Origin of the sequence: Nostoc sp. (genome assembly GCF_036916985.1) — a bacterium.
Lineage (GTDB): Bacteria > Cyanobacteriota > Cyanobacteriia > Cyanobacteriales > Nostocaceae > Nostoc.
Genome location: NZ_JBALFD010000031.1, coordinates 18,573 through 44,496 on the forward strand (window position 1 = coordinate 18,573; position 25,924 = coordinate 44,496).

The window sequence follows — 25,924 nt, forward strand, 5'->3', positions numbered from 1 at the left end:
TATGGGGCATTGGGCATTGAAAAGAGGCAGAGGGGCGAGGGGCGGAGGGGAAAACTCTTCTCCCTTGCTTCCCTTGCCTCCCCTGCTTCCGGCTCCTCTGCCCTCTCCAATGGGACTGCAACCCCTGTATAAACTTCTCTTGAAAATGCCCTACAGACGCCAACAAGGCTTTTGTGTTACAATTTTGGAGTGTTTTTACTTTTATTTGCCTTTTGGCGAGTTCAACCCCACACATCAGGAGAGTTTACATGACGAGCAGTTACAGTGCCGATCAGATTCAAGTTCTGGAAGGTCTGGAAGCCGTCCGCAAACGACCAGGAATGTACATTGGTACTACCGGGCCGCGAGGACTCCACCATTTAGTTTACGAGGTGGTGGACAATTCAGTTGATGAGGCTTTGGCAGGTTATTGCACTCATATAGAGGTCGATATCAACGCTGATGGTTCCGTAACTGTAACAGATGATGGTCGCGGTATTCCCATCGATACTCACTCGCGAACCGGGAAATCGGCTTTGGAAACCGTGATGACGGTACTGCACGCCGGTGGTAAGTTTGGCGGCGGTGGCTACAAAGTTTCTGGAGGATTGCACGGGGTTGGTATTTCTGTTGTTAATGCCCTATCTGAGGTTGTAGAGGTTACAGTTTGGCGAGATAAAAAAGTTCATGTCCAGCGCTATGAACGGGGCGTACCAGTTACCGAACTACAAGTCAAGCCTTACAAAGAAGCTAGAACCGGAACTTCTGTTACTTTTAAACCAGATACCCAAATATTTACTACCAGTATTGAGTTTGATTACATCACTTTATCAGGTCGCCTGCGGGAATTGGCGTATCTAAATGCTGGTGTCAAAATTACCTTTACTGACCACCGTCTGGAATTACTAAAAAGCGATACACCGAAGGTAGAATCCTACGAGTACAAGGGTGGTATTAAAGAATATATCGCCTATATGAACCGCGAGAAGCAACCACTGCATGAAGAAATTATCTATGTGCAGGGGGAACGGAATAACGTGCAAGTGGAAGTTTCATTGCAATGGTGTACTGATGCTTATACGGATAATGTACTAGGTTTTGCTAATAATATTCGTACAGTGGATGGTGGTACGCACTTAGAAGGGTTAAAGGCGGTTCTGACTCGGACATTAAATGCGATCGCTCGTAAGCGCAATAAAATTAAAGAGAATGAAACTAACCTCAGTGGCGAACATGTCCGTGAAGGTTTGACAGCCGTCATTTCCGTTAAAGTACCAGACCCAGAATTTGAAGGACAAACCAAAACCAAACTCGGTAACACCGAAGTTCGGGGAATTGTTGATTCTTTGGTAGGAGAAGTCCTCACTGAGTATCTAGAATTTCATCCCGCTATAGCAGACTCAATTTTAGATAAAGCTATTCAAGCCTTCAAAGCGGCAGAAGCAGCGCGTCATGCGCGGGAATTAGTTCGGCGCAAATCGGTGCTGGAATCTTCGCCATTACCTGGTAAATTGGCAGATTGTAGTTCTCGTGACCCTAGCGAATCAGAGATATTCATCGTGGAAGGGGATTCAGCAGGTGGCAGTGCCAAACAAGGACGCGATCGCCGCACTCAAGCAATCTTGCCTCTACGTGGTAAAATTCTCAACATTGAAAAAACCGACGACGCTAAAATCTATAAAAATAACGAAGTTCAATCGTTAATTACAGCACTTGGTTTAGGTGTCAAAGGTGATGAATTCGATTCTACTCAACTGCGCTATCACCGCATAGTCATCATGACGGATGCTGACGTAGATGGAGCGCACATTCGGACTTTGCTGTTAACATTCTTCTATCGATATCAGCGATCGCTCATTGAACAAGGCTTTATTTATATTGCTTGTCCCCCATTGTTTAAAGTAGAACGGGGACGTAATCATGAGTATTGCTATAGCGATCGCGAAAAAAATCAAGCGATCGCCAAATTTCCTGCTAACGCCAACTACACCATCCAACGCTTCAAAGGTTTGGGTGAAATGATGCCACAACAACTCTGGGACACCACCATGAACCCAGAAACTCGTAAAATGAAGCAAGTCGAAATTGAGGATGCTGCCGAAGCCGATCGCATCTTTACAATTTTAATGGGCGATCGGGTCGCACCCAGACGAGAATTTATCGAAACCTATGGTTCTAAGCTCAACTTCACCGATCTAGATATCTAATACCAGCATTCCTAAATCATTCGTCAAAAACAAGATCCCCGACTTCTCAAAGAAGTCGGGGATCTGTTGCATTGAAAGTAAGCTGTTGCGCCTTTAATTTGCACTAATATTTTTCCAATATGATTGTAGGCTGGGCATCTTGCCATAGGTGTCAAGTTAAGCTCAAACTTCCTATGTCAATAAGCATTTATGCTGATAAATTCGGTTTGAAAGGGACAAAAAACGAACTTTTTCAGGGGCTATTAATGCTTTGTTTCTTAGCATCACTCCCAGTTTGCGTATAAAAGTCAGAAAAAGTTTACTTTTATACTTTGCTCCTCACAAAACCTATCGTTGACAAATGGATTTTAACCTTAAGTTGACACTAATGGCATCTTGCCCAGCCCACAAGACTTAATTGGATATTTTTTTATTTGTCAGTCCCTAACTTTAAACTAGGCGCTAACAATAATTAAAAAAAATTTAGGTTGAATTGTCACACAAGTAATACCTCAACACTACATAACTAAAAAAAATTCTAAATCTCTGTTAGTTAAATACACACAATCTGTATATTGTCAATATTTTCCAAAAAATTAATGTTTGAGCGCTAGCAAAATTACCAACTTCGTTAGAAGCCTGAGTGTAGACAATACTCTTTGCTCTGACTCACTGATTAATTTCGCCTACCAACTAGAAACAAATTTGTTATAACCTCAGAAAATAACTCAATATCGTCTATAAAACCCCAATTGATAAGTATTTTGAGGATTTCTCATCATAAGATGACAGAAACTCACCGAAATAAAAGTATTTAAATTTACAATTAAATTACGTAAAAAAGCTTTGTAACTAAAATCATCAAGTAATCTTCTGGATTCTGTATGATGGCTGGTGGAAGTACACACCATAAGTCTGAAAACTTGTTAATATCTTCATGTAGAGTCATGGCGATCGCGATTGTATCGTATATATCTAATGTACTTTTGCCTAAGATAGGACTATATTGGCGAATTCGCAGGACAAAATGTTTTTGAATTGATTAAAATATCCTTGTATACAATAAGAAGAGTTTGTCAACTTTCATAGGGCTGAAATCGCCACAGTGCGCTAACGTGTGAATAAGGCCGAATTAGTGAAACCTAAATTGATCTCCGATCAGGTCGATTCTGTCACCGCCTTAACTCCTCAGTTAAGGTAGTTAGTACGCAGAAGGTTACTGCTTTCAGGCAAGCACCACCAGCGTTGTTGTATTTACCCAAGGTCAAGACCCACTTGAGTCTAAGGGATGCGTAATTTATGAAGGAAATGTAAAAATGGGTAGGTTAAGATCAATAGTCTGAGTTAACATAAAATTCACTCTTCCTCAGTAATTAATGTTGTGTAAAATACATGAAATTCGGCAAAAGCAAACGTACTTACTTCGTAATGTCATAAGAACGTCACTGCAATTCCGAAAAGTGGAAAAAAAATCTCAGGGTACTAATCCCGTTTTTAATGTCTTTTTGGTGAAAGTGGCTAACAGTTGCTTAATGAATTCATGATTAATACACAAAAAGAGTGCAATTTCTGTGAAACAGGCTACAATCGGAAGAGTCTTTATAGGAAAATCTGCCAACAGTCTGAACTCATTTGTATAGAGTGGCAAATTTTTTGAAAAAGGCAAGTCTTTATTTGACCAGCTAGTTGAAAGCAATATGTGATAGCAACACATATAACAATTTACGAAAGTGAGTAAGTCACCTTTAGTAATTGCTGAAACTAAAGTAAAAACCCTCCGACCGGAGGTGTAAAACGTCCGAAAATATCTCTGGCAAATCTGCCAATAAACTTATTTTCGGTTGACAATTGGCTCGTTTAAAAGAGCAGTAAACACATCTTGAGTAATTGATTCTGCAAGGAGCATGAGGAACGCGGCATGAACCAGGCTAACAACGTACTCGAAAGCATATATCAGCCTGACCTAGAAATAATGAATCAGCCTGAGCTCGAGTTAGAAGAACTCTTAATAGACGATGAAGAGGACTTGCTGATCATCGATGAAGGTGACGAGGAATTTTTAGAGCCTCAGTCTGATGAGGACGACGCAAAGTCTGGAAAAGCCGCTAAATCGCGTCGTCGGACACAAAGCAAGAAAAAGCATTACACAGAAGATTCAATTCGGCTTTACTTGCAAGAAATTGGTAGAATTCGGCTGTTGCGGGCAGACGAAGAAATCGAATTGGCGCGTAAAATCGCCGATTTGCTGGAATTAGAGAGAGTCCGCGAAAGACTCTGTGAACAGTTAGATCGCGATCCTCGAGATAGTGAATGGGCAGAAGCAGTACAACTGCCACTACCAGCCTTTCGTTATCGCCTCCATGTTGGTCGTCGGGCGAAAGACAAGATGGTGCAATCTAACCTCCGTCTTGTAGTTTCAATTGCTAAGAAATACATGAATCGTGGTTTGTCGTTCCAGGACTTAATTCAGGAAGGCAGTCTCGGTTTGATTCGTGCCGCTGAAAAGTTTGACCACGAAAAAGGTTATAAGTTCTCCACTTATGCTACATGGTGGATTCGTCAAGCAATTACCCGTGCGATCGCAGACCAATCCCGCACCATTCGTCTTCCAGTTCACCTTTACGAAACCATCTCTCGGATTAAGAAAACTACCAAGTTGCTATCTCAAGAGATGGGTCGCAAACCCACTGAAGAAGAAATCGCCACTCGCATGGAAATGACCATTGAGAAGTTGCGGTTCATTGCAAAATCGGCTCAGTTACCTATCTCATTAGAAACGCCTATTGGTAAAGAAGAAGATTCTCGATTGGGCGATTTTATTGAATCCGATGGTGAGACACCAGAAGACCAAGTTTCCAAAAATCTTTTGCGCGAAGACCTTGAAAAAGTCCTCGACAGTCTCAGCCCACGTGAACGTGATGTTCTCAGACTGCGTTACGGCTTGGATGATGGTCGGATGAAAACCCTTGAGGAAATCGGCCAGATTTTCAACGTCACCCGCGAACGGATTCGTCAAATTGAGGCGAAGGCACTCCGCAAGTTACGCCATCCAAATCGCAACAGCGTTCTCAAGGAATATATTCGGTAGTCAATTAGTCATTGGTCATTATCCTTAAACAAATGACTAAGGACTAAGGACAAATGATAAACAAATAAAAACCTGGTAGTGAATTAGCACTCCAGGTTTTTTTATTTATAGGTCATCTTGGATATTAAAACTTATAGGATGCCCCAAAAATGTAGGAAGCCTTGACCAGAAAAAACCTCGACTAAAATCGCTGCTGAAAAGCCAATCATTGCCAAGCGACCATTCCAAATTTCTGCTTGTGGGGTAAAGCCCCAACGCCAAGCGTTGCGATCTTCAATTATAGGAGTAGTCACTTTTGTTGTGGTTACATTTGTCATGGTTAGGACTCCAAACTTAATTTTTAAGGTTTATTGCCTTATGTAAACTAATATAACAAATATTTTGAGAAAGACAACATTTTTTATACTTTTGTCTTTATAGCTTGACATAAATAGAAATAGCTATTTATACAGATTTAAGCATCTGCCTCCAGTGAGATTTACTGAGGTTGAAAAAATGTTATCTAGATTTCTACGCTCATAGAGAATCTTAAGCTTATTAATATTTAATATCAAATAACTCTTTTGTATTGCTTGATTTTCAATAGAGTTTATTATTTTAAATTAAAAATTATTGATAATTACTGGAGATATTGGAGTCAAAATACTGCCCAGAACCCCGACTTCTTCAAGAAATCGGGGTTAATACTATTCGGTTATGGCAAGAGACGCGATGAATCGCCGTCTCTACAATAATCAGTCTGTCGGAGACTGGGAACGAGATCAGCCCTACATAATTTACGATCGCACTTCAGCCACAGTAATGATTTTTTCATCGCGGCTGAGTTGGAGGATGCTTTCACCTTTGACATCTCTACCTAAAATTGGCACTGTTTCCACAGGTATTCGCACTACCCGTTCCTTATTCGTCACTAAAGCGACCTCGCCAGATGCGTTGGCGTAGCCCGCCGTACCACTTCGTGGAAGCAAGCTACGCGTAGCGTCTCCAAGAGTTGGCATCGCTATGACCATACCAGCTAAGTTGTCAGTTTTGGTAGCAAATTTCAGTGCTTGCGTGCCTAAATCACCGCGATTAGCTGCTCGCAACTGACTTGCAGCCATCCGCTTGGCATACCCTTCTTGAGTAACTAGCAGCAGTTGGTCATCTTTACCGACAGTCACGCAGCCAACCATTTGCTGATTTTTCAATAACCGAAATGCTTGTAAACCCATTGCTGCGCGACCCATGATCGGTAATTGTTCATCATTGACTGCAAAGCGCAACATTCGTCCACCGGAACTAGCTAAAATCAGATGCGCCCCTGGAGCGGTGAATTGGGTAAATGACAATTCATCATCATCTTTGAGCTTCAAAATCGTGATGCCGCGCCGAGTCAGGTTAGCAAATTCTTCCAGAGATAGACGCTTAATTCTTCCTTGTTTTGTTAGGAGAATCATCTGTCTAGTTTCCAGATTTTCTGGGAGCAAAAAGCGGCTGACTACAGCTTCTTGAGCGCCTTGAGCAGTACTACTGAGCATCGTAATCAAAGGTTTCCCTCGTGGAGAACGTCCAGTAGTTGGCGGAATTTCTCCTACATTCACCGGATAGACTTTGCCGCCACCAGTTAGTATTAGCAAGTCTTTCCCTGTATCAGTTAAAACAGTTTGGATAATGAAGTCATTATCGTGTAGACCATTTTCCGCTTTTGACTTTTTCCCAGATGGCTGAGTGCGGCGGACATAACCCCGTTGGGTAAATTCTAAGAATGCTTCCTCTACCGGTTCAGAAGATTTAAGTTCCTCCTCCTCTGCCCCTCTGCCCCTCTGCCCTTCTGCCCCTCTGCCCTTCTGCTCCTCTCCCTTAAACTTTTGCTCCTCTCCAATTTTCGTCCGCCGGGGATCGTTGTACTTGCGCTTGAGCGATCGCAAATCTTTTTTCAGCGCCTTCAATAATTCGCGGCGATCGTTGAGTAATTGCTCCAACGAGCTAATTTGTTCGCTGATCTGCTCAAATTCTTGCTGCAAATTTTGCTGTTCTAAACTAGTGAGGCGACGCAACGGCATCGCTAGAATTGCATCTCCTTGTACCTCACTCAAATCCAGTTGGCTACAAAGATTAATTTTTGCCGTACTACCATCGGGAGCTTGGCGCAAAATTTGAATTACCTCATCCAAATTAGATAGCGCTTTCAGCAAACCTTCCACCAAATGCACACGACTTTGAGCCTTACCCAACTCGTAATTGTAGCGGCGGTTTAGCGTCTCTTCCCGGAATCTCAAAAACTCCTGCAATAGTTGACGCAAACTTAATTGGCGGGGTTGTCCATCCACTATTGCCAGGAGAATTGCCCCAAAAGTCATTTGTAAAGCAGTTTGGTGATATAAATGCTGGAGAATTTCTTGGGGATTGGTATCGCGTTTGAGTTCAATTACCACCCGCATCCCTTCGCGATCGCTCTCATCCCGAAGATCAGAAATTCCTTGCAAGCGTCCTTGATTTACTAAGTCCGCGACCTTCTCAATCCAGGCAGCCTTATTCACTTGATAAGGCAATTCTGTAATGATAATTGCCGTCCGTCGCTTGCTTCCCCTACTGGCTGGAATTTCTTCCAGAGTTGCGACTCCCCGCAGCAGAATTCCACCTTTACCTGTGGTGTATGCTTCCCGAATTCCCGCTTCACCAATGATTTCCCCACCAGTGGGAAAATCTGGCCCTGGAATTAACTCGAATAATTTTTCATCTGGTAAATCTGGGTTGTCGATTAAGGCAATTAACCCATCGACAACTTCGCCCAAATTGTGGGGTGGTACATTTGTTGCCATGCCTACGGCAATACCAGAACAGCCATTAAGCAACAGAAACGGCAACTGAGCCGGTAACACCGTTGGTTCTTGCTGGGAATTATCGAAGTTCCCGACAAATTCCACAGTTTCTTCCCCAATTTCTGTCAGCATTCCCTCATGGCTGATGGGTGCAAGGCGCGTTTCTGTGTAGCGCATCGCCGCCGGCGGATCATTATCGACGCTGCCAAAGTTACCGTGTCCTGCTAGTAAAGGATAGCGGCTAGAAAAATCTTGCACCAGCCTAACTAAAGCATCGTAAACTGATTGGTCGCCGTGGGGATGGTATTTACCCAACACATCACCCACCACACGGGCACATTTTCGATAGGGTCTATCTGGTACTAAACCGAGTTCGTGCATTGCATACAAAATGCGGCGATGCACTGGTTTTAAGCCATCACGCACGTCTGGTAGCGCTCGCCCGACAATCACGCTCATGGCATATTCTAGATAAGACCGCTGCATCTCGGTATGCAGGGCTGTTGGAATTACCTGTCCCGTTGAGAGAAGGTTTAACTGTTTTGCCATGAGTTTTTTCCCTGAAATTTAACTACACAAAAGCCGATGGAACTCAACACTGCGGCAACCACAGCATAACGGATGAAATAGGATTCATAACAAAATTTTGATAGTCACAGAAAAAAAGCAGTAGTATCATCCTTGATGACGAGGATGTAAAAGGGATTGGGGACTGGGGACTGGGGATTGGGTAATCAGCGGAAAAATTATGGAATTTGCTCTGATCCATCCCAGATTTTGGAATGTTTTCTTAGTCCTGAGTACCCAGTCTCGGAGCAGCGTTCCTGCCGTCCCTAACATATAGGTATAGCAGGGTACTCCAACGATCGAATACTTCCTATCACCGCGACCAGTTAAAAAGGATGCACACGAGTATAATCTACATAAACTTAGTAGCCATGATACTTACAATGATTGCATTTGTTAATTTTGAATTCTGGAATTCTTGAATCTCCTCACCTCTATAACTAAAATTCTCATGAAAACTGTTTTAATTGTCGAAGACGATCTAATTAATGCTCGTGTTTTTTCCAAAATTTTGTCCAAGCGTGGCGGCTTGGGTGTGAAACACACTGAAAATGTCGAAGAAGTCATAAAAATTGCCCAATCAGGAGAAGCCGACCTGATTTTGATGGATGTTTCTCTGTCCAGAAGTGTTTACCAAGGTAAGTCTGTCGATGGAATCAAGATTACACAGATGTTAAAATCCGATCCAAAAACAGCAAACTTACCTGTGATTTTGGTAACGGCACATGCTATGGAAGGCGATCGCGAGAATTTTCTCAAGCAAAGCGGTGCTGATGGCTACATTTCTAAGCCAGTTGTTGACCATCAACTGTTTGTTGACCAAATCATCGCACTTCTACCCACAGACTAACACTGAGAATTAACGACTTATTTCAGGAATACTCGCCCGCCAATGTTTTTGGGCGAATAGTTCCTGTATTTTGTTAGTATATATGTACTACAGAAAGGTACTTTTATGCAAGTGGTAAGGAGGAGTGCTGAGTTTGGAGTTAGAAGTTTGGAATTAAGAGTTAAATATTTGAACTCGTAAATTCATAACTCCTCACTCTTTACTCTTTACTCTTTACTCAGCACTCCTATTGAGTAGGCTGTTTTCTAGGCGTAGGCGCTGATGATGAGTTTTCTCTTTGCTGTAGGGCTGCTTGAATACGGGGTAATTCTAGGAATTTTTTCGTATCAGACAGGAGGCGATCGCCCCAAAGATTTTCTTTGAGGAAATTCAAATTAGCATAGCGCGAATCGATACGGAGTGCAGCTTCTCCCAAGGTTAGTCCTTGTTGGCGATCGCCTTTAGTATAGAGTGCCACTGCCAAGGCCAATAAAGGTTCTGCGGCTTGTTTATCAAGGGTTACAGCCGATTGCCATCGCTTAATCGCTTCGGGGATATTACCCTGCTCGTAGTTGATTAAGCCAATATTGTTAAGCGCTGGCCAGAATTTTTTATCATGAGAGACAGCTTTATCGTACTGGGCGATCGCGTCTGGTAATCGACCCAGCAAATAGTAAGCATTACCCAAATCAAATAAACCCTCTGGATCATTGGGTTTTAACTTCAAACCATCTTGGTAATTGACAACAGCAGCCTGGTAATTTTTCTGCTGAAAATTAGCCGAACCCAAAGCAAACAAAATATCACCATTTTTGGGGTTGATAGATTGCGCTTTTTTTAAGCTAGCGATCGCCCCGTCAAACTCTTTAGTTTGCAGTTGCAATCCACCTAACAGCAACCACACCTTATCATTCCCAGGAGCCAGTTGACTAGCCAGCCGCGCTCGTGGCAAAGCTAAGTCAACCTGTTGAAACTGAGCTAGTTGAGCCGCCTCTTGTGCCAAGCTCAACCCCTGCTTCTCTAACTTTGTCGCATCTAGTTGCAGTGTGTGGGGTATTAATGCCTGCGCGTTAGCGGCTTTTGGCATACTCCACAAACTACAGATCATTAGAAAAGAAATCAAACGTACATGTTTAGGCACACTACCGCCTTTAAGCCACTAATCAAAGAATCTTTCAGCTAGCTTAAACGATCTGCGCTGTTGACGGTAGCAAAATCTTACCAATCTTGGGCATTGGGCATTGAAAAGAGGCAAGGGAGCAGGGAGCAAGGGAGAATAGTTTTCCCCTCCGCTTCCTGCACCCTGCCCCTCTGCCTCTTTTCAATGCCCATTAGAAAAACTTATGACTTTGGTCATACATCAGTTTGGGCTTACTAATGACTTTGGTCATACATAGATTCGGAATTTTTGAGTGATAATTGTTATGTATGAATTTATACGGAGAAGTAAATCTTAAACATCTTGATGCCAAAACAAAGCCAACTGTTTAAATTACTGAATCCGAACCTAAGCAAAATAGAACTTTAATGCAAATAAGGAGTTAATTTCATGTTGAAAACCAACCGTTTATCGATAGTCTTAGCCGCTACTGCCTTGATCGTTGTTCCTGCTCTCTTAACTGCGCCTGCAAATGCCCAGACGAAAGTCCAGGTTATTGCTCAAAGGGATCAAGATCGCGATCGCGATGACAGACCCAATTCTAGAGAAGTTAGAACACCAGTAGACAGACGCAATTTGAACCGCGACGGTAGACCCAATTCTGGAGAAGTCAGAAACTCTAGAGACAGGGATAATTGGAACCGCGACGGCAGACCTTATCCCGTACAAGTCAGAAACCCTAGAGAGCAGGATAATTGGAACCGTGACCATCGTGACAACCGTGACAACCAATTCAATAGCAGAGTCGTCAGACTTGGTAATGGAGACATAAGATACCCCAATGGGCAAATTATTCCTTCTAGATCCATAGTCAGACTGCGTAATCAAGGTTACTTCCGACTTCCCAACGGCGACATTCTTCTTCCCAATCAGGAAATTGTTCCGGCTGGGAGATTAGAGAGAGTGCGTGATGATTACTTCAGACTTCCTAGTGGATTAGTATTGCAAATAAACCTTTAAAACACTAAAAACCCAAAATCATTGTCAGTATAGCGCTACCAGGCTATAGTTTTAGCCGTGAATAACTAGCTCGGTAGCTGTTCTTTATAGACAAAGTGGACATGAAAATTGATACACCAAATACCGTAGATTCCTCAGCATCAGTTTCAGAGGTAAAGAAAAAAAAGGGCAGACGCAATTGGCTTTCTTGGCTAATAGCTCTTTGCCTTGTGGGTGGAATTGGCTATGCCGTCTATTACCAAGTAACGGTTGTTCCCCGTCAAGAAGCTAGACGCCGGGTACTGACAAAGCCTGTAGAAAGGCAAAGTTTAACAATCACAGTTTCAGCGAACGGAACGATCAAACCTGAGCGGTCAATTAACCTCAGTCCGAAAAATTCCGGTATCTTGAAAAGCCTACTGGCGAAAGAAGGAGATATTGTCAAACAAGGACAGATTGTCGCCTACATGGATGATTCCAACCTGCGGGGGCAACTCACCTCTGCTCAAGGACAATTGGCACAAGCCGAGGCGAATTTGCAAAAGGCGATCGCAGGTAATCGTCCTCAAGATATTGCTCAAGCACAAGGAGTATTAGACGAAGCCGAGGCGAATCTGCAAAAGGTACAAACAGGCAATCGCTCTCAAGATATTGGCCAAGCACAGGCACGCTTGCAAAGCGCTCAAGCTGCTCTTCGCCAAGCAGAAGATAATTTTATTCGGAATCAACAACTTTATAATGCAGGCGGTATTTCCCTCCAGACTCTTAACCAAAATCGTTCTAATCGTGACAGTGCCCAAGCGAATGTAAATGAAGCACAGCAAGCACTGGCTCTGCAAAAAGCCGGATCGCGTCCAGAAGATATTCAGCAAGCACAAGCTGTAGTGAAGCAGAGACAGCAAGCTTTGGCACTCATTAAAGCCGGAACCCGCCAAGAAGATATTAACGCAGCCCGTGCCCAGGTAACATCTGCTCGTGGATCGCTGCAAAACATCCAAGCCCAAATCAATGACACGATTATTCGCGCACCCTTTGATGGTGTGGTGACAAAGAAGTATGCCGATCCAGGTGCTTTCGTGACACCCACAACTGCTAGTAGTGAAGTCGCTTCTTCTTCTTCTTCTTCAATCTTGTCTCTAGCTTCAACCAATGAAGTTGTCGCCAATTTAGCGGAAACAAATATTTCCAAAATCAGCCTTGGTCAAAAAGTCTCGATTAAAGCAGATGCCTACCCAGGAAAAACCTTTGAAGGTAAAGTGAGCCAAATTGCTGCCCAAGCAATCGTAGAGCAAAACGTTACCAGTTTTGAAGTGAGAGTATCACTTTCAGACCCTCAAAGACTACTACGGTCTGGGATGAATGCAGAAGTAGATTTTCAAGTCGGTCAAGTTGCAAATGTTCTAGTAGTACCAACGGCCTCAGTGGTGCGCCAAGAAAATGCCACAGGTGTGTTTGTGGCAGGAAAGAATAACAGACCTGTGTTTACTCCCATTGAGACTGGTGTCACTGCCAATAACTTTACCGAAGTTAAATCGGGATTGACAGGAGACGAAAGGGTATTACTCAGTTTCCCCGCAGGATCGCGTCCGCAATCAACACCAAGAGGAGGAGTTTTGCCTGGTCTAGGTGGAGGTGGTGGCGGTGGCGGTGGCGGCAGAGGAGCAGGTGGAGGTGGCGGCGGAGGTCGTTCCGGTGGTGGTTCCCCTTAAAGTTAGTTTTAACAATAAAGAATTCGGGAGTCAGGAGTCAGAATTCAGTATGAATTCGAGTTTGACTAGCGGATAAATATGTGGGTTTAATTCCTCCACTAATTGATTCTGAATTCTGGATTCTGAATTCTGCATTCTTCTTTCAATAAAACATTATGTTTAAGATATTTAAGGGCTTTTCCAAAACTAAGAATACCCGCACAGTACCGTTTCTGGAAATCTTGACAATGGCGGCAGAGACTTTGTGGAGTAACAAATTACGCACAAGTCTAACTATGTTGGGCGTGATTATTGGGATTTCTTCAGTTATTGCCATTACTTCTGTCGGTCAAGGGGTACAAAAAGGGGTTGAGCAACAGATACAAGCATTGGGTACAGATGTCATCCAAATCTTGGCGGGTGCGGCTAGAAGTGGGAATGTCCGTCAAGGAGTCGGTTCTAGCAGTACCTTGACTTGGGAAGATGCTAAAGCGATCGCTACACAAGCACCATCAGCACAGATGGTTTCTGCTTATCTCCAACGCAGCGCCCAAGTTGTCTATGCTGGACAGAACACCTCAACAACCATTTATGGCACAGATTTAAACTACCCAGAAGTCAGAAATACTCACCCCCAACAAGGGAGATATTTTACTCAAGAAGAACTAGATACTGCCGCCCAGTTTGCCATTCTTGGCCCTACAGTTCAAAAAACACTCTTTGACCAGGGAGCCAATGTCATCGGCGAGAAAATTCGGATTCAGGGAGAGGCTTATGAAGTGATTGGGGTGATGGAACCTAAAGGTTCTCAGGGGCCGATGGATCGAGATGACCAGATTTTCATCCCTCTCACTACTATGTCAAAAAGACTAGTTGGGAACAATGCCCTGGTAGGCGTTTCTGTAAATGGAATTTTAGTCAAAGGCGCTAATCAGGAGCAGTTAGAAGCCGCTCAATTTCAAGTTACCAATCTCTTACGGCTGCGTCATAATATTTATCCACCACAAGCTGATGATTTTCGGCTGACTAATCAAGCTGATATTGTTAGTACCTTAACTGGTGTTGTGGGTTTGTTTACAGTAATGGTGGTAGCGATCGCTGGAATTTCCTTAGTAGTTGGTGGCATTGGTATTGCTAATATTATGCTAGTTTCCGTAGTTGAGCGGACGCGAGAAATCGGGATTCGCAAAGCTGTAGGAGCAACTAATTCAGCTATTCTCAATCAATTTTTAGCTGAAGCGATCGTGATTTCCATTGTCGGCGGATGTATTGGTATGACAGTTGGTATTTTATTAGCCTTTATAGCTTCAAGCATTTTCAAATTTCCGTTTATAATTTCTTTCTTATCGATCGTTGCTGGCTTTGGACTCTCGTTAACTGTTGGCTTAATTGCTGGGGTAATTCCAGCACGGAATGCCTCTAAATTAGATCCAATTAACGCTTTAAGAAGCGACTAAGCTTAAGAGTGCTGAGTGCTGAGTGCTGAGTAGTAAGTGATGAGTGATGAGTGATGAGTAATGAGAGTTCATTTAATGGTCAGTAGAATGAGTAAAGTTGAGCGATTTGAAGATTTGATTGCTTGGCAAAAAGCAAGAATCCTTACTAGAGATATTTATCAGGTTACTCAGCAGGGCGCGTTTGCTAGAGACTTTGGATTATCGGGACAAATACAAAGGGCAGCAGTATCTATTATGTCTAACATTGCGGAGGGTTTTGAAAGAAGTTATTTAGGAGAATTTCATCAGTTTCTTTCCATAGCCAAGTCATCTTGTGCATAACTGCGTTCTCAACTTTATGTAGCTCTAGATGTTGGCTACCTCGATCAAGTCAAATTCAACCAACTTTTAAATCAAGCAGAAGAAGTGGGAAAAATTATTGGCGGTCTTCGCATCTCAGTTAGTAAACAAAAACATCAAAAAAACTCAGTCCCTACCACTAAAGAAAAGTGTTGAGTGCTGAGTGCTGAGTGCTAAGTAAAAACCCAGTTTTTTCAAGCCTTTGAGCAATCAACACTGTCCTAACCTATGTGACTACGGCTATAAATGAACTCTCAGCACTCACTACTCGCTACTCCTACTCCTACTCACTACTTATTACTCACTACTCACTACTTATTACTCACTACTCACTACTTATTACTCACTACTCAGCACTCATTACTCAGCACTCATTACTCAGCACTCATCTTATGCCAACAATGATTTGGATGGAATCTATTACCAAAACTTACCACTTGGGAGAAGTTAGTGTTCCAATACTGAAGGGAATTCAACTCTCTATTGAGGAAGGGGAATACGTCTCGATTATGGGTGCATCAGGTTCCGGTAAGTCCACGCTCATGAATATTTTGGGATGTCTGGATCGTCCCACAACTGGAGACTATATTTTTGAAGGCAGAAACCTGACGACTTTTGATGATGATGAATTAGCCTATATCCGTAATCAAAGGATTGGTTTTGTGTTCCAACAATTTAACCTATTGGCGCGGGCGACAGCATTGGAAAACGTGATGTTACCAATGGTTTACGCTAACTTACACAAGGCAAAACGCCGAGAAAGGGCATTAGAAGCCTTAGAAAAGGTAGGATTAGGGGAACGCATAAGTAACCGTCCTAGTCAATTATCTGGCGGACAACAACAACGGGTAGCGATCGCTCGTGCTTTGGTCAATCGACCTGCATTAGTTTTGGCAGATGAGCCAACAGGAGCTTTAGATACTGAAACTTCCCATGAGGTAATGAGCTTGTTGACTGAACTTAATGACCAGGGAATCACCATCGTGATTGTCACTCATGAACCAGATATTGCTGCTCAAACCAGAAGGATTATTCGAGTTCAGGATGGTTTGATTGTCGGCTAATTTGTTAATATCAACCATTTGAGGGGAGATTTACAATTCAAAATTCTGTAGGTTAATCAGAATGAAAACTTTGATTTTATCCTCAAAGAAACCCAATTAATGACTACATCTAGATTATGAATTTCAGCTTGTTTTTCGTGCATTCTACCTGGATTAGTGTCGCATTGGCTGTAGCCTTGCCGTCAAGTATCGCTATTCTTTTTCTAAATCCAGTCAGGGCTGCAACTCCTCCAAAACCGCAGAATTCCTCAAGTTCTGTACCGGCTCCTGATTATCTCAACCCCAATCCGAATCCTCTCCAATTTCCTACCAAACCGGAGGAAGTAAAGATTCAGGGAACTGTGCCAATCACTTTGGCACAAGCTTTGGAACTAGCACAACGCAACAATCGAGACTTACAGGTAGCCATATTACAGCTAGAACGCAGTCGTTCATCTCTACGCGAGTCTCAAGCTGCCTTATTTCCTACTCTGGGAATCAATGGTAATCTAACCAACAGTGGTAATGGTTTTGTTAGCAATCCATCTCAACCCAGCACTTCTTTCAATGGTTCAGCACAACTGAATTATAATGCTTATACTTCCGGGAATCGAGAGGCAACTATCCGAGCAGCTGAAGAACAACTACGTGTAGATGAATTGAATGTTGAAAGTCAGTCTCTCACAATTAGGTTGAATGCCACCACTCAATACTACGATTTGCAACAAGCCGATGAAGAAGTAAGAATTAATCGGTCTGCTGTGGAAAATGCCCAAGCTAGTTTGCGGGATACTCAAGCTCGACTAAGTGCTGGAGTAGGTACGCAGTTTGATGTACTGCAAGCTCAGGTAAATTTAGCAAATGCTCAACAAGTTCTGACTAATGCTATCTCACAGCAGCGCATTGCCCGTCGTCAGCTTGCTACTTTGTTAAGTTTGTCGCAGTCAGTTGATATCAGTGCCGCAGATCCCGTAGAATTGTCGGGTCTTTGGCCGGAGACAGTAGAACAAAGTATTGTCCAAGCGTTTCAAAATCGTCCAGAATTACAACAGTTTTTAGCACAACGTAATATTTACGAGCAACAGCGAAGACAGGCACTTTCACAGCTAGGGCCACAAATCAGTTTGGTAGGCAGCTATAACGTGCTAGATCGGTATAACGATGGCGTCAGCATTACTGATGGGTATTCCGCAGCAATTCAAGGAAGTCTAACTTTGTTTGATGGGGGCGCAGCAAGAGCGCGTGCGGCTCAATCGAAAGCTAATATTGCGATCGCAGAGACTCAATTTGCTACCCAGCGCGACCAAATTCGCTTTGATGTAGAACAGTACTACTCTCAATTGCAATCTAATTTAGATAATGTGCAAACTTCTAGTGTGGCTTTAAATCAAGCCAGAGAAGCCCTGAATTTAGCAAGGCTGAGGTTTCAAGCTGGTGTAGGCACTCAAACAGAGGTAATCTCTGCTGAAAATGACCTGACAAGAGCAGAAGGTAATCGAGTCACAGCTATTTTGGATTACAATCGCGCTTTAGCTAATTTGCAAAAATCAGTCACTTCCAGAGCTTCGCGTTAAGGTCACGTCGCTTCTCTACGAGACGCCAAGGGCGAACGCTCCGAATTCAAAATGACGCTCGATGACTCGCTAACGCTGCGCTAACAAAATTCAAAATTAATGATCCCCATAAAGAAATTTAGGGGCTTGTATCATGAGTCGTTTTCGGTCAAATCATTAGACATCTGGTGAAAGTAAATATGCGTTATCCAGAAACTTTGTTTTGACGTAGCAGTGCTACGTCAAAACAATTCTTTTTTACGCCTTGAAGCAACTGGGTTTATACTCAGCACTCAGCACTCAGCACTCTTATGGCACTGTAATAACTGCTACAGGGCAATGGGCTTTACTCAAAATTGCATCCACTCTATGACCGAAGAAAACGCGACCTGTAACCATGCGGATGCTACTTCCGAGAATAATTAGGTCAACTTCTTGGGTTTGGGCAAACTTGAGGATTTCTCTTTCAGGACTGGTTCCTTGAAGAATATAGGTTTTGACATCAGCACCCAGATTACGGCCAATTGCGGCTTGCTGTTCGAGCAGATCGTGGGCAATTTCCTTGACTGGATTTAGCGATCGCTGTTCATAAAGAATATACTCAACCTGTGGTAAATTAATCACGTTAACAATCATCACTAATGCCCCGGTTTGAGCTGCGATCGTACTTGCCATCTCCACGGCATTTTTGCTGTATTCTGTCCCCACCGTTGGCACGAGAATTTTTTTCAGTTGTTGTTGAGGGATTTTGCATATCTCGCCTTTGGGTTGGGGTAAGTGCGACTTCACCACCATCGTTGCACAAGGCGCTTCTTGTACAACCCGGTCAACAAGCAAATTAAATAATGCTTTCTGGGGGCGGATCTGTTCAGAAGCTCCCAATACAATTAAGTCATAATTTTTGTTGGCTTCATTCAGAATTACTTCCGCTTTATTACGCCCAGACTCCGTTTTTGTTTGTAGGGTGGTATCAGTCGGCAGCTGCATTTCCTCAGTAACAGAAGCTAGAGCTTGCTCGGCAGCAGTATCTTTAACCTGGGTTGCCTCCGTCCGGCGGGCTTTGCTTTGAGGTTGCTTATCACTCAGGGCATATAAAGAGGTAACTTCTATCGAGTTTTGGTGAGCCATGTAACCGACTAATTGCGCCGCCAGTTGGATGTTGGGGCCACCACTAGTAGGTATTAAGACACGCTGAATCTGTTTGATAAAGCTGCGGCTATCTTGTTCTTCTTGTTCTAAACGTCGAGCTTCCTCTTCACCCATAACTACTTTTGACAAAGACCAGCGCAAAAGGGGCGGAGCCATTAAGGAAGTGACGATCGCTACCATCACAATAATCGAGTACATTTGGGGATTCAGCACTCCCAAAGATAAACCAATGGTGGCAACAACAATTTCCATCGCCCCGCGAGCATTCATCCCCGAACCCATCGCCAAACCTTCCCAGTGACTCAAGCCGCCGACGCGAGAACCGATGTAAGCACCTGTAAATTTGCCAACACAGGCGACAGTGAGAACAATTAAGCCAAATATCAATGTTTGGGGGACTAACAAGGTTAGCAAGTTAACTTTTAAACCAGCTGAAGCAAAGAAAATTGGCGCTAAAAAGGCTGCTGTGAAGACTTCTAGCATGTGTCCGGCTTCATTGCTAAAGCGGCGGGATTGACCTGCTAGAATCCCCAGGACGAAAGCACCTAATGCTGCTTCTAAACCTAATGCGTGGGTAAGTGCTGCGGCTGAGAGCGAAAGAATCAGCACAACCGAGATACTAGCGGCGATGCCACCAACGTAGTCATCAACCCAGCGTAAAATTTGATCTACAATAGTACGCCCGATTGTGAAGGCGATCGCGAGAAACAATATAGCCGCACTCACAGAATGAAAAATTGTCCCAAAGTCAAATTTGCCGCTACTAGCTAGACCTGAAACCACAGAAAGTAAAATCCAGCCAATGGTGTCGTCAGTCATCCCCGCAGCTAAGGTGACTTGACCAATGTCACGACGAATCAGGTTTAAGTCCATCAGCACCTTTGCAATCACTGGTACTGCTGAAATACTCATGGCTGTGGCGATAAACAGACTAAATACCAATCGCTTTTCTGGGTCGGCTAAAAAACTATTTGGTAATAGCCAGCCCAGTCCAAATCCGGTGATAAAGGGGACAATAATTCCGCCCAGCGAGATGAGTAGAGCCGTTTTACCCTTACGAAGAATCAGCTTGAGATCCGTTTCCAACCCAGTCACAATCAGCAAAAATAACACACCTAACCAAGAAATCACCGAAAGTAAATTAGATTGTTCTTGACTTTTGGGAAAGATTTGTGCTTGTAAATCTGGAAGGAGCAAGCCAAATAGAGAAGGGCCAAGTAACACACCTGCCAGTAGTTCTCCAACAACAGGCGGTAGGTTAATCCGGCGCATCAACTCACCTAATCCCCGCGCTACCAAAAGCAACAGTGACAGTTGTACTAGCACCAACAGCAACTCATGATGACCGAGAGGTTTAATTACACCATCACCTGCTACTTTCTGTGCAGCGAGTACAGGCACTAATATCAGGGACAGGTTTTGCATAATGTCCAAAGGTTGGTTTAAAGGGGTTGCTTAAGTAAATCCTGAAAATGTTTACTTTCACATCGGCCTATGAGATTAAACTGTCATTATCCTTAGACATTTGGTAAAAATGATATAGGCTACAATTCGTGAATTTTGCCTACCAAGGATTTCGGGCAACCCATAATTGATTTTTGGAGATGGGTATGTATTAATGGCAAGATGATTGTGCGCGATCGCCCGAAGTTGTCAGGAGTAAAGTTTTGATCGTCAACCTATTTTCTGGCGCGAACAAAGAGCTTTGTAGTGTCTTCCCAAATCCCTTGCTCGGTTGCTCGTTTCTCAATTTCAGCTTGGTACTCAACTTGCAACTGATTTAATTGTTCTGGTGATAATGTTGACAACAGGGGATTACCTTTAAAATTAATATTAATTGCTGTCCAAGATAACCCGTTATTCTTAAGAGGTCGATAACGTCCTGATGGCTCAATCTTAATTTCGATATCTCTAAAACCTGCCTGATTAAGCAAATCGTGACATTTTTCTGGAGTCCCCAATGGTTCGAGGATATGTGGTAACGATACGCCCAAAACTTTCGCGCAGAGACTCTGCTGAAGAGATGCCATAAAAGCAGTTTCGGGAGGACAGGTAAATGCTATAAACCCTCCGCTTTTCAAGCAGCGATGCCACTTTTGTAAAATCGCAAGAATATCAGGAAAAAGTACAATTGCCTCACAGCAAAAGACAACATCAAAACTACTATCACTAAAGTTAAAATATTCGGCATCAGCCTCAATCAACTCAATATTTTGTAATTTTGCTGCGGCAATCTTTTTTTTTGCTTGATGCAACATTTCAGGGGTCATATCAATCCCAATCACGTAGCCCTCTGAACCAACTTTTTCAGCTGCGGGTATCGCAACTAAACCTGTTCCAGTTGCCACATCAAGAATTTTCTGTCCCGAATGTAGTGGAACAAATTCAAGTAGAAGTTTGGCTTCTAGAGGATGGCGAGTATCTTTTTCATGATCATAAGTTGTTCTACTACCATAAAATTCTTTTAGTTGCTGTTTATAGCTATCTAGATCAGTCATAACCAAATGTCAAATTTTCTCCACTTTATAGTAACTTTTATTGTGATGTTGAGTTGCTGGCTGCTGAATCCAACCCTGACAGCACAAGCCGCGACTTCATCCACCAGTGTTTACGAACAACGGATAATCCACAGTCCAGATGGTATCGGCAAATATTACATGGGGCGCGAAATCGCCAAAGTGATGGGATACACCGGCGCTGGCTGGCTAGAACGTCCCAGCCGAGAGGGAGAGGAACAGCCAACTAAAGTAGTTAACGCCCTCAATCTGAAATCTAATAACGTAGTGGCCGATATTGGCGCTGGAACAGGTTACTTCAGCTTTCGCATCGCGCCGTTATTAACAACAGGTAAGGTGTTGGCTGTAGATGTTCAGCCAGAAATGTTAGAAATCATTGATTTGTTCAAAAAAGAGAAAAATATCACCAATGTTGAGCCTGTTTTAGCAACCCTTAGCGACCCCAATTTACCATCTGAAAGTATCGATTTGGCGTTGATGGTGGATGCTTACCATGAACTTGAGTATCCCCAAGAAGTGATGCAAGGAATTGTGAAAGCACTTAAACCAGGTGGTCAAGTGGTTTTGGTTGAATATCGGGGTGAAAATCCCTTTATTATGATTAAAGGTCTGCACAAAATGACTCAAAAGCAAGTCCGTAAAGAAATGCAAGCTGTTGGTTTAGTTTGGCGTGAAACTAAAAACTTGTTACCTCAACAGCATTTAATGGTGTTTGAGAAACCTGATTCTAGCGATTTATTGACAAAATGAGCTTGGGCGGTGTGTCTGTAGAAAAATATAATAAAGTAAGACTCCTTGCCAGAGCAGAAAATCATGGTCAACCTATCATTCAAGCAGCGAATTCCTCCTTTAGAAAATGGCGATCGCCTCACTCGCTACGAATTTGAACGACGCTATCAAGCAAGGCCCCGTCATCAAAAGGCAGAATTAATTGAAGGAATTGTATACTTGGCATCCCCGTTACGCTTTGAAAGTCATGCTGAACCACATGGTCATGTAATTGGTTGGTTATGGACTTACCAAATTGCCACTCCTGGTGTGAGATTGGGAATTGAGCCAACAGTCCGCTTAGATAGAGACAATGAACCGCAACCAGATGGAGTGCTATTAATTACACCAACATCTCAAGGACAATCTCGTTTGAGTAGTGATGATTACATCGAAGGTGCGCCAGAACTCGTAATAGAGATAGCAGCTAGCAGTGTTGCTATTGATTTACATGACAAGAAAAAAGTTTATGGTCGTAATGGGGTAAAAGAATATATTGTTTGGCAAATATTTGAAAATAAATTAGATTGGTTTCGCCTGCAACAAGGAGAATATGTATCCTTAGAAGTGGACGCAGATGGAATTATCAAAAGTCAAGTATTTCCCGGTTTGTGGTTGTCAATGTCTGATTTACTTGCTGGCAATATGCTGCAAGTATTGGCTACGTTGCAATTGGGATTAAATTTGCCAGAACATCAAATATTTGTGCAGCAATTGTCTGAGCAAGGAAGATAGTTAGTCAGAATGGGCTACGCCCCGCTGCGCTAACAAGAGTCAGGGAAATATTTGATGATTATTTTGGCATCAGTCTATTTTTTGAGGAATGAGACTGGCGCTTTTGGTTACACTATCCCAAACAATCCAGCTAAGAGAACTATCTAAATCATCGGGGCTATTTGAAACTTTAAAATATAACTTTTCTGCACGTTTTCTTTCAATAGCAAAGTCAGCATTTTGAGCATAAACGACGATAAAACCTTTGTCTCGCAAACAATACATCGCCCAAGCTTTCAATGAGTGCTTGTATGGTTCGTGTGGAATTGGCGGTTTTACGATCGCGTCTTCAATTACTTGAAATATTTGCGTGAGGTTTGCGGTCATAGTAGATACTTTTGTGATTACCCCTAATTTAACTAGCTTCTGGATCGCAACGAATTTCAATCATAAAGCCATCTGGATCATAAAAATACACTCCTCTACCAGTGGGACGAGTGACTGGGCCGTGTGCGATCGCTATTTTATTTTCTCTGATCACTGTCACCGCGCGATCGAATAACTGCGGATCGATGTCAAAGGCTAGATGGTAGGCTCTAGTGAAGGTCTTTTCTGGGTCTGGGTTTGGTGGTGTTAAATCGGGTTCCCCAAATAAATCCAGAATTGTACCATCTGGGGTGATGAAGTTGGCTACTTTCCCAGATGCGACAAGTTCCACGAGAGTTGCAGGTACTTCATCGCCTGTGAGTTCGTGCAAACCCAGGATTGTGCCATAAAAGTAGCGGGAAGCCTGCATATCCTGGACATTGAGGGCAATATGATGTACTTTACGCAGATTTCCTGGCGCAAGGACATTGTTTAGGGATTGGGTGCTGGATAGCATAGTAGAACAAAATCTCTTTACTAAGATAGAAGTTGAACTTTTTTCTTAAAGCTTACTATTTCTAATAAAAACCTATCATGGCTTTTGATTATTCTTTAGACTTTAAAGTTATTGATTTTCGCCAACATCCTGAACTCTATCGTGTTGGCAAGGGTGAGCAGGGTGTACTTTTGGTAGAACCATACAAATCAGAAATTCTTCCTTACTGGCGGTTTAAAACTCCTGAGATTGCTAGAGAGTCGAGTGAAAAAATTTATGAGATGTTTCTTGATTATTTAGATAAAGATGATTTTGTTGGTGCGGATATGGCACGGAAGTTTATCCAAATGGGTTATACTCGCTCTCGCCGTTATGCTAATCATAAAAGTGGCAGGAAATATAAACAAAATTCGGAAACTTCAGATACCAAAAAAGAAATTCTTCCTTATGAAGTAGACCCCGTGAAAGCGGAATCAGCAGCAATATTTAAAGCTAAGTGGTTACAAGCAAAGACAAATGAGAAATATCAAGAGCTTTTAGCCAAACATAAGCAGATGTATGACAATATCTCACCTTTGTAAATAAATATACCTGGCGATTAGGAATCATATCATGTTCGGTTAAGACAAGAGACGCGATGAATCGCCCTCTCTACAAAAGATTGATTATTGTAGAGACGGCGATTTATCGCGTCTTTTCTTTATATCGGAGTATAAACTATGGACTGGCAACAGTACATTCATTCACACCCTAAAATCCTGCTGGGTAAGCCAACTGTGAAAAAATACCTTTTACTTGCAAGGCAAACTCTCATTTATGGGGAGAGAGTGAACAACTACGGAATATCACTTCATGAAACTGAATTTAGATCCCCGACTTCTTGAAGAAGTCGGGGATCTGGATAGCAACAAATTACTACATGAACTTTTGCATTATTCTTTCGCAAACCCAATCAATCATCACTTGCATCGTCAATCATTTCTGGTACTAAAGCTGGGTTACTTTTACGTTCTTCTGGTGATTGCTCCCGGATAACATCGTCGATTCTCCGAGGGTGTTTGATTTTGTCGAGTAGCTCTGGACTTAATTGTAATGCCTCACCTTCTGGATTCGACTTTTCAGCTTGATTAGGAACTGTTTCTTTATTCATCACTATTTCCCCAAACTTATAAGCCAAGCTTAAGTTTTTTATGGTGAGGTACACACTATCTTGAGACTTAATTTCAGATAGCGGTGGGTAAGAAATGCGTCACCCAACAACCTATCGTACTCTTACGGAAAAGCAAGCTACGGGTAGCGTCTCGCAGAGAAAACATCGCGCTTTGGAGATTAAAGATTCAGCAACACAGCAAAAATGGGATCGCTCCCATCTCCCCTTATTCACCCATTGAAACTTGACTGCGATCAAACAACCACCCATCGCTGACTATTTCCTCTAGGCGTTGATTGAGTCGAGGGAGGAAATATTCTGGATCAATTTGCTGGGTAAGCCAAGTATCGAAAGCTTCCTGTGTTTCAATTCCTTGGGCACTTGCCGCACCTAATATAATTTTGAAACTATCCTCCTGAAGTTCCTCTAACTGCGGATTACCTTCACCTCGGCTGCTGCAAAAGAAAATTGCCGTTGCTCCTAGCACAGCTTCTAGTTCATCGCCTTGAGGAACTCTATTATATAAAGCACGGATAAGTCTAATGGTTTGTCCTAAAGGTGCTTGAATTCTCAGCGTCAACCAGATTGCTTGAGCTAGGTAAACTAAACCGTTACTTTCATCTGTTACGCCTAAATTACTCAGAACTGTTACCAAATCACTATATGCATAAACCTGTGTAAGTGCTGAAACAGCTTGTAGATTTAGTTCCAATTGCTTAGGTTTATCTCCAGTTTCACCTGCCCAATAAGCCATATTTGCCAGGGTAGCGGCTTTACCTTTGACATTGCCAATCTGCTCCTTTATTTCCAAGGATTGCTCCCAGAGTGCGATCGCTCTCGGTATGTCCCCTTGTTGGGCGATTACCCCTGCCATATTGTTGAGGGTAGCGGCTTTCCCTTTGACATCGCCAATCTGCTCAAATATTTCCAAGGATTGCTCCCAGAGTGCGATCGCTCTCGGTATGTCCCCTTGTTGGGCGATTACCCCTGCCATATTGTTGAGGGTAGCGGCTTTCCCTTTGACATCGCCAATCTGCTCAAATATTTCCAAGGATTGCTCCCAGAGTGCGATCGCTCTCGGTATGTCCCCTTGTTGGGCGATTACCCCTGCCATATTGTTGAGGGTAGCGGCTTTCC

The 25,924-nt window shown here is 42.9% G+C and carries 21 protein-coding genes; 12 read left to right on the forward strand and 9 right to left on the reverse strand.

Annotation, left to right across the window (positions count from 1 at the left end; translation table 11 throughout):
- The first annotated feature begins 248 nt into the window (after positions 1–248).
- Both gyrB and rpoD read left to right on the forward strand, forming a co-directional pair.
- Entirely contained in the window at positions 249–2,186 is a 1,938-nt protein-coding gene (gyrB, locus tag V7L07_RS12130; protein WP_335058066.1) for a DNA topoisomerase (ATP-hydrolyzing) subunit B, read from the forward strand.
- Between the two features lie 1,897 nt (positions 2,187–4,083).
- Complete coding sequence (gene rpoD, locus V7L07_RS12135; protein WP_094353188.1) at positions 4,084–5,253, forward strand: RNA polymerase sigma factor RpoD; 1,170 nt, start codon at positions 4,084–4,086, stop codon at positions 5,251–5,253.
- A gap of 131 nt (positions 5,254–5,384) precedes the next feature.
- Here rpoD and V7L07_RS12140 read toward each other — a convergent pair whose 3' ends face one another.
- Together V7L07_RS12140 and gyrA are read right to left on the reverse strand one after the other, a co-directional pair.
- Entirely contained in the window at positions 5,385–5,570 is a 186-nt protein-coding gene (locus tag V7L07_RS12140; protein ID WP_335058068.1) for a chlorophyll a/b-binding protein, read from the reverse strand.
- 459 nt (positions 5,571–6,029) lie between these two features.
- Entirely contained in the window at positions 6,030–8,603 is a 2,574-nt protein-coding gene (gene gyrA / locus V7L07_RS12145; protein ID WP_335058070.1) for a DNA topoisomerase (ATP-hydrolyzing) subunit A, read from the reverse strand.
- Positions 8,604–9,072: 469 nt separating this feature from the next.
- Between gyrA and V7L07_RS12150 the strand changes: the two genes are divergently transcribed.
- Positions 9,073–9,471 carry a response regulator gene (locus V7L07_RS12150; RefSeq protein WP_292847718.1) on the forward strand — a complete coding sequence of 133 codons (399 nt, stop codon included), beginning with the start codon at positions 9,073–9,075 and terminating at the stop codon, positions 9,469–9,471.
- Positions 9,472–9,697: 226 nt separating this feature from the next.
- Here V7L07_RS12150 and V7L07_RS12155 read toward each other — a convergent pair whose 3' ends face one another.
- Positions 9,698–10,591 (reverse strand): tetratricopeptide repeat protein, encoded by an 894-nt coding sequence (locus tag V7L07_RS12155; protein WP_335058072.1) that lies wholly within the window; start codon positions 10,589–10,591, stop codon positions 9,698–9,700.
- A gap of 408 nt (positions 10,592–10,999) precedes the next feature.
- Between V7L07_RS12155 and V7L07_RS12160 the strand changes: the two genes are divergently transcribed.
- From V7L07_RS12160 to V7L07_RS12185, 6 genes are all read left to right on the forward strand, one after another.
- On the forward strand, positions 11,000–11,569 hold the full coding sequence (locus V7L07_RS12160; RefSeq protein ID WP_335058074.1) for a hypothetical protein: 570 nt from the start codon (positions 11,000–11,002) through the stop codon (positions 11,567–11,569).
- 101 nt (positions 11,570–11,670) lie between these two features.
- The gene (locus V7L07_RS12165) at positions 11,671–13,257 is read left to right on the forward strand and encodes an efflux RND transporter periplasmic adaptor subunit (RefSeq protein WP_335058076.1); all 1,587 of its coding nucleotides are present in this window, start codon (positions 11,671–11,673) and stop codon (positions 13,255–13,257) included.
- A gap of 155 nt (positions 13,258–13,412) precedes the next feature.
- Positions 13,413–14,693: an ABC transporter permease gene (locus tag V7L07_RS12170; RefSeq protein WP_335058078.1), complete on the forward strand. Its 1,281-nt coding sequence runs from the start codon at positions 13,413–13,415 to the stop codon at positions 14,691–14,693.
- Positions 14,694–14,753: 60 nt separating this feature from the next.
- Complete coding sequence (locus V7L07_RS33460) at positions 14,754–15,014, forward strand: four helix bundle protein (protein ID WP_442936050.1); 261 nt, start codon at positions 14,754–14,756, stop codon at positions 15,012–15,014.
- Between the two features lie 410 nt (positions 15,015–15,424).
- Positions 15,425–16,096 (forward strand): ABC transporter ATP-binding protein, encoded by a 672-nt coding sequence (locus V7L07_RS12180; protein WP_292847700.1) that lies wholly within the window; start codon positions 15,425–15,427, stop codon positions 16,094–16,096.
- Between the two features lie 116 nt (positions 16,097–16,212).
- On the forward strand, positions 16,213–17,649 hold the full coding sequence (locus tag V7L07_RS12185) for a TolC family protein (RefSeq protein WP_335058080.1): 1,437 nt from the start codon (positions 16,213–16,215) through the stop codon (positions 17,647–17,649).
- 288 nt (positions 17,650–17,937) lie between these two features.
- Here V7L07_RS12185 and V7L07_RS12190 read toward each other — a convergent pair whose 3' ends face one another.
- Both V7L07_RS12190 and V7L07_RS12195 read right to left on the reverse strand, forming a co-directional pair.
- Entirely contained in the window at positions 17,938–20,202 is a 2,265-nt protein-coding gene (locus V7L07_RS12190) for a cation:proton antiporter domain-containing protein (RefSeq protein WP_335058082.1), read from the reverse strand.
- 254 nt (positions 20,203–20,456) lie between these two features.
- A complete protein-coding gene (locus tag V7L07_RS12195; protein ID WP_335058086.1) occupies positions 20,457–21,275 on the reverse strand; it encodes a class I SAM-dependent methyltransferase in 819 nt (272 codons plus the stop codon).
- A 6-nt stretch (positions 21,276–21,281) separates the two neighbouring features.
- Here V7L07_RS12195 and V7L07_RS12200 point away from each other — a divergent pair, with 6 nt between their 5' ends.
- Positions 21,282–22,043, forward strand: a complete 762-nt coding sequence (locus V7L07_RS12200; protein ID WP_335058087.1) for a class I SAM-dependent methyltransferase — start codon at positions 21,282–21,284, stop codon at positions 22,041–22,043.
- A gap of 63 nt (positions 22,044–22,106) precedes the next feature.
- The gene (locus tag V7L07_RS12205; protein ID WP_335058088.1) at positions 22,107–22,796 is read left to right on the forward strand and encodes a Uma2 family endonuclease; all 690 of its coding nucleotides are present in this window, start codon (positions 22,107–22,109) and stop codon (positions 22,794–22,796) included.
- 69 nt (positions 22,797–22,865) lie between these two features.
- Here V7L07_RS12205 and V7L07_RS12210 read toward each other — a convergent pair whose 3' ends face one another.
- Both V7L07_RS12210 and V7L07_RS12215 read right to left on the reverse strand, forming a co-directional pair.
- Positions 22,866–23,162, reverse strand: a complete 297-nt coding sequence (locus V7L07_RS12210) for a hypothetical protein (protein ID WP_335058089.1) — start codon at positions 23,160–23,162, stop codon at positions 22,866–22,868.
- 28 nt (positions 23,163–23,190) lie between these two features.
- Positions 23,191–23,658, reverse strand: coding sequence for a VOC family protein (locus tag V7L07_RS12215; protein ID WP_335058091.1), 468 nt, complete (start codon positions 23,656–23,658; stop codon positions 23,191–23,193).
- A 77-nt stretch (positions 23,659–23,735) separates the two neighbouring features.
- Here V7L07_RS12215 and V7L07_RS12220 point away from each other — a divergent pair, with 77 nt between their 5' ends.
- Positions 23,736–24,218 (forward strand): DUF4385 domain-containing protein, encoded by a 483-nt coding sequence (locus V7L07_RS12220; protein ID WP_335058093.1) that lies wholly within the window; start codon positions 23,736–23,738, stop codon positions 24,216–24,218.
- Positions 24,219–24,589: 371 nt separating this feature from the next.
- Here V7L07_RS12220 and V7L07_RS12225 read toward each other — a convergent pair whose 3' ends face one another.
- A complete protein-coding gene (locus V7L07_RS12225) occupies positions 24,590–24,787 on the reverse strand; it encodes a hypothetical protein (protein ID WP_334696435.1) in 198 nt (65 codons plus the stop codon).
- A gap of 226 nt (positions 24,788–25,013) precedes the next feature.
- The coding region (locus V7L07_RS12230; protein ID WP_335058096.1) for a tetratricopeptide repeat protein at positions 25,014–25,924 on the reverse strand (911 nt) is incomplete at its 5' end.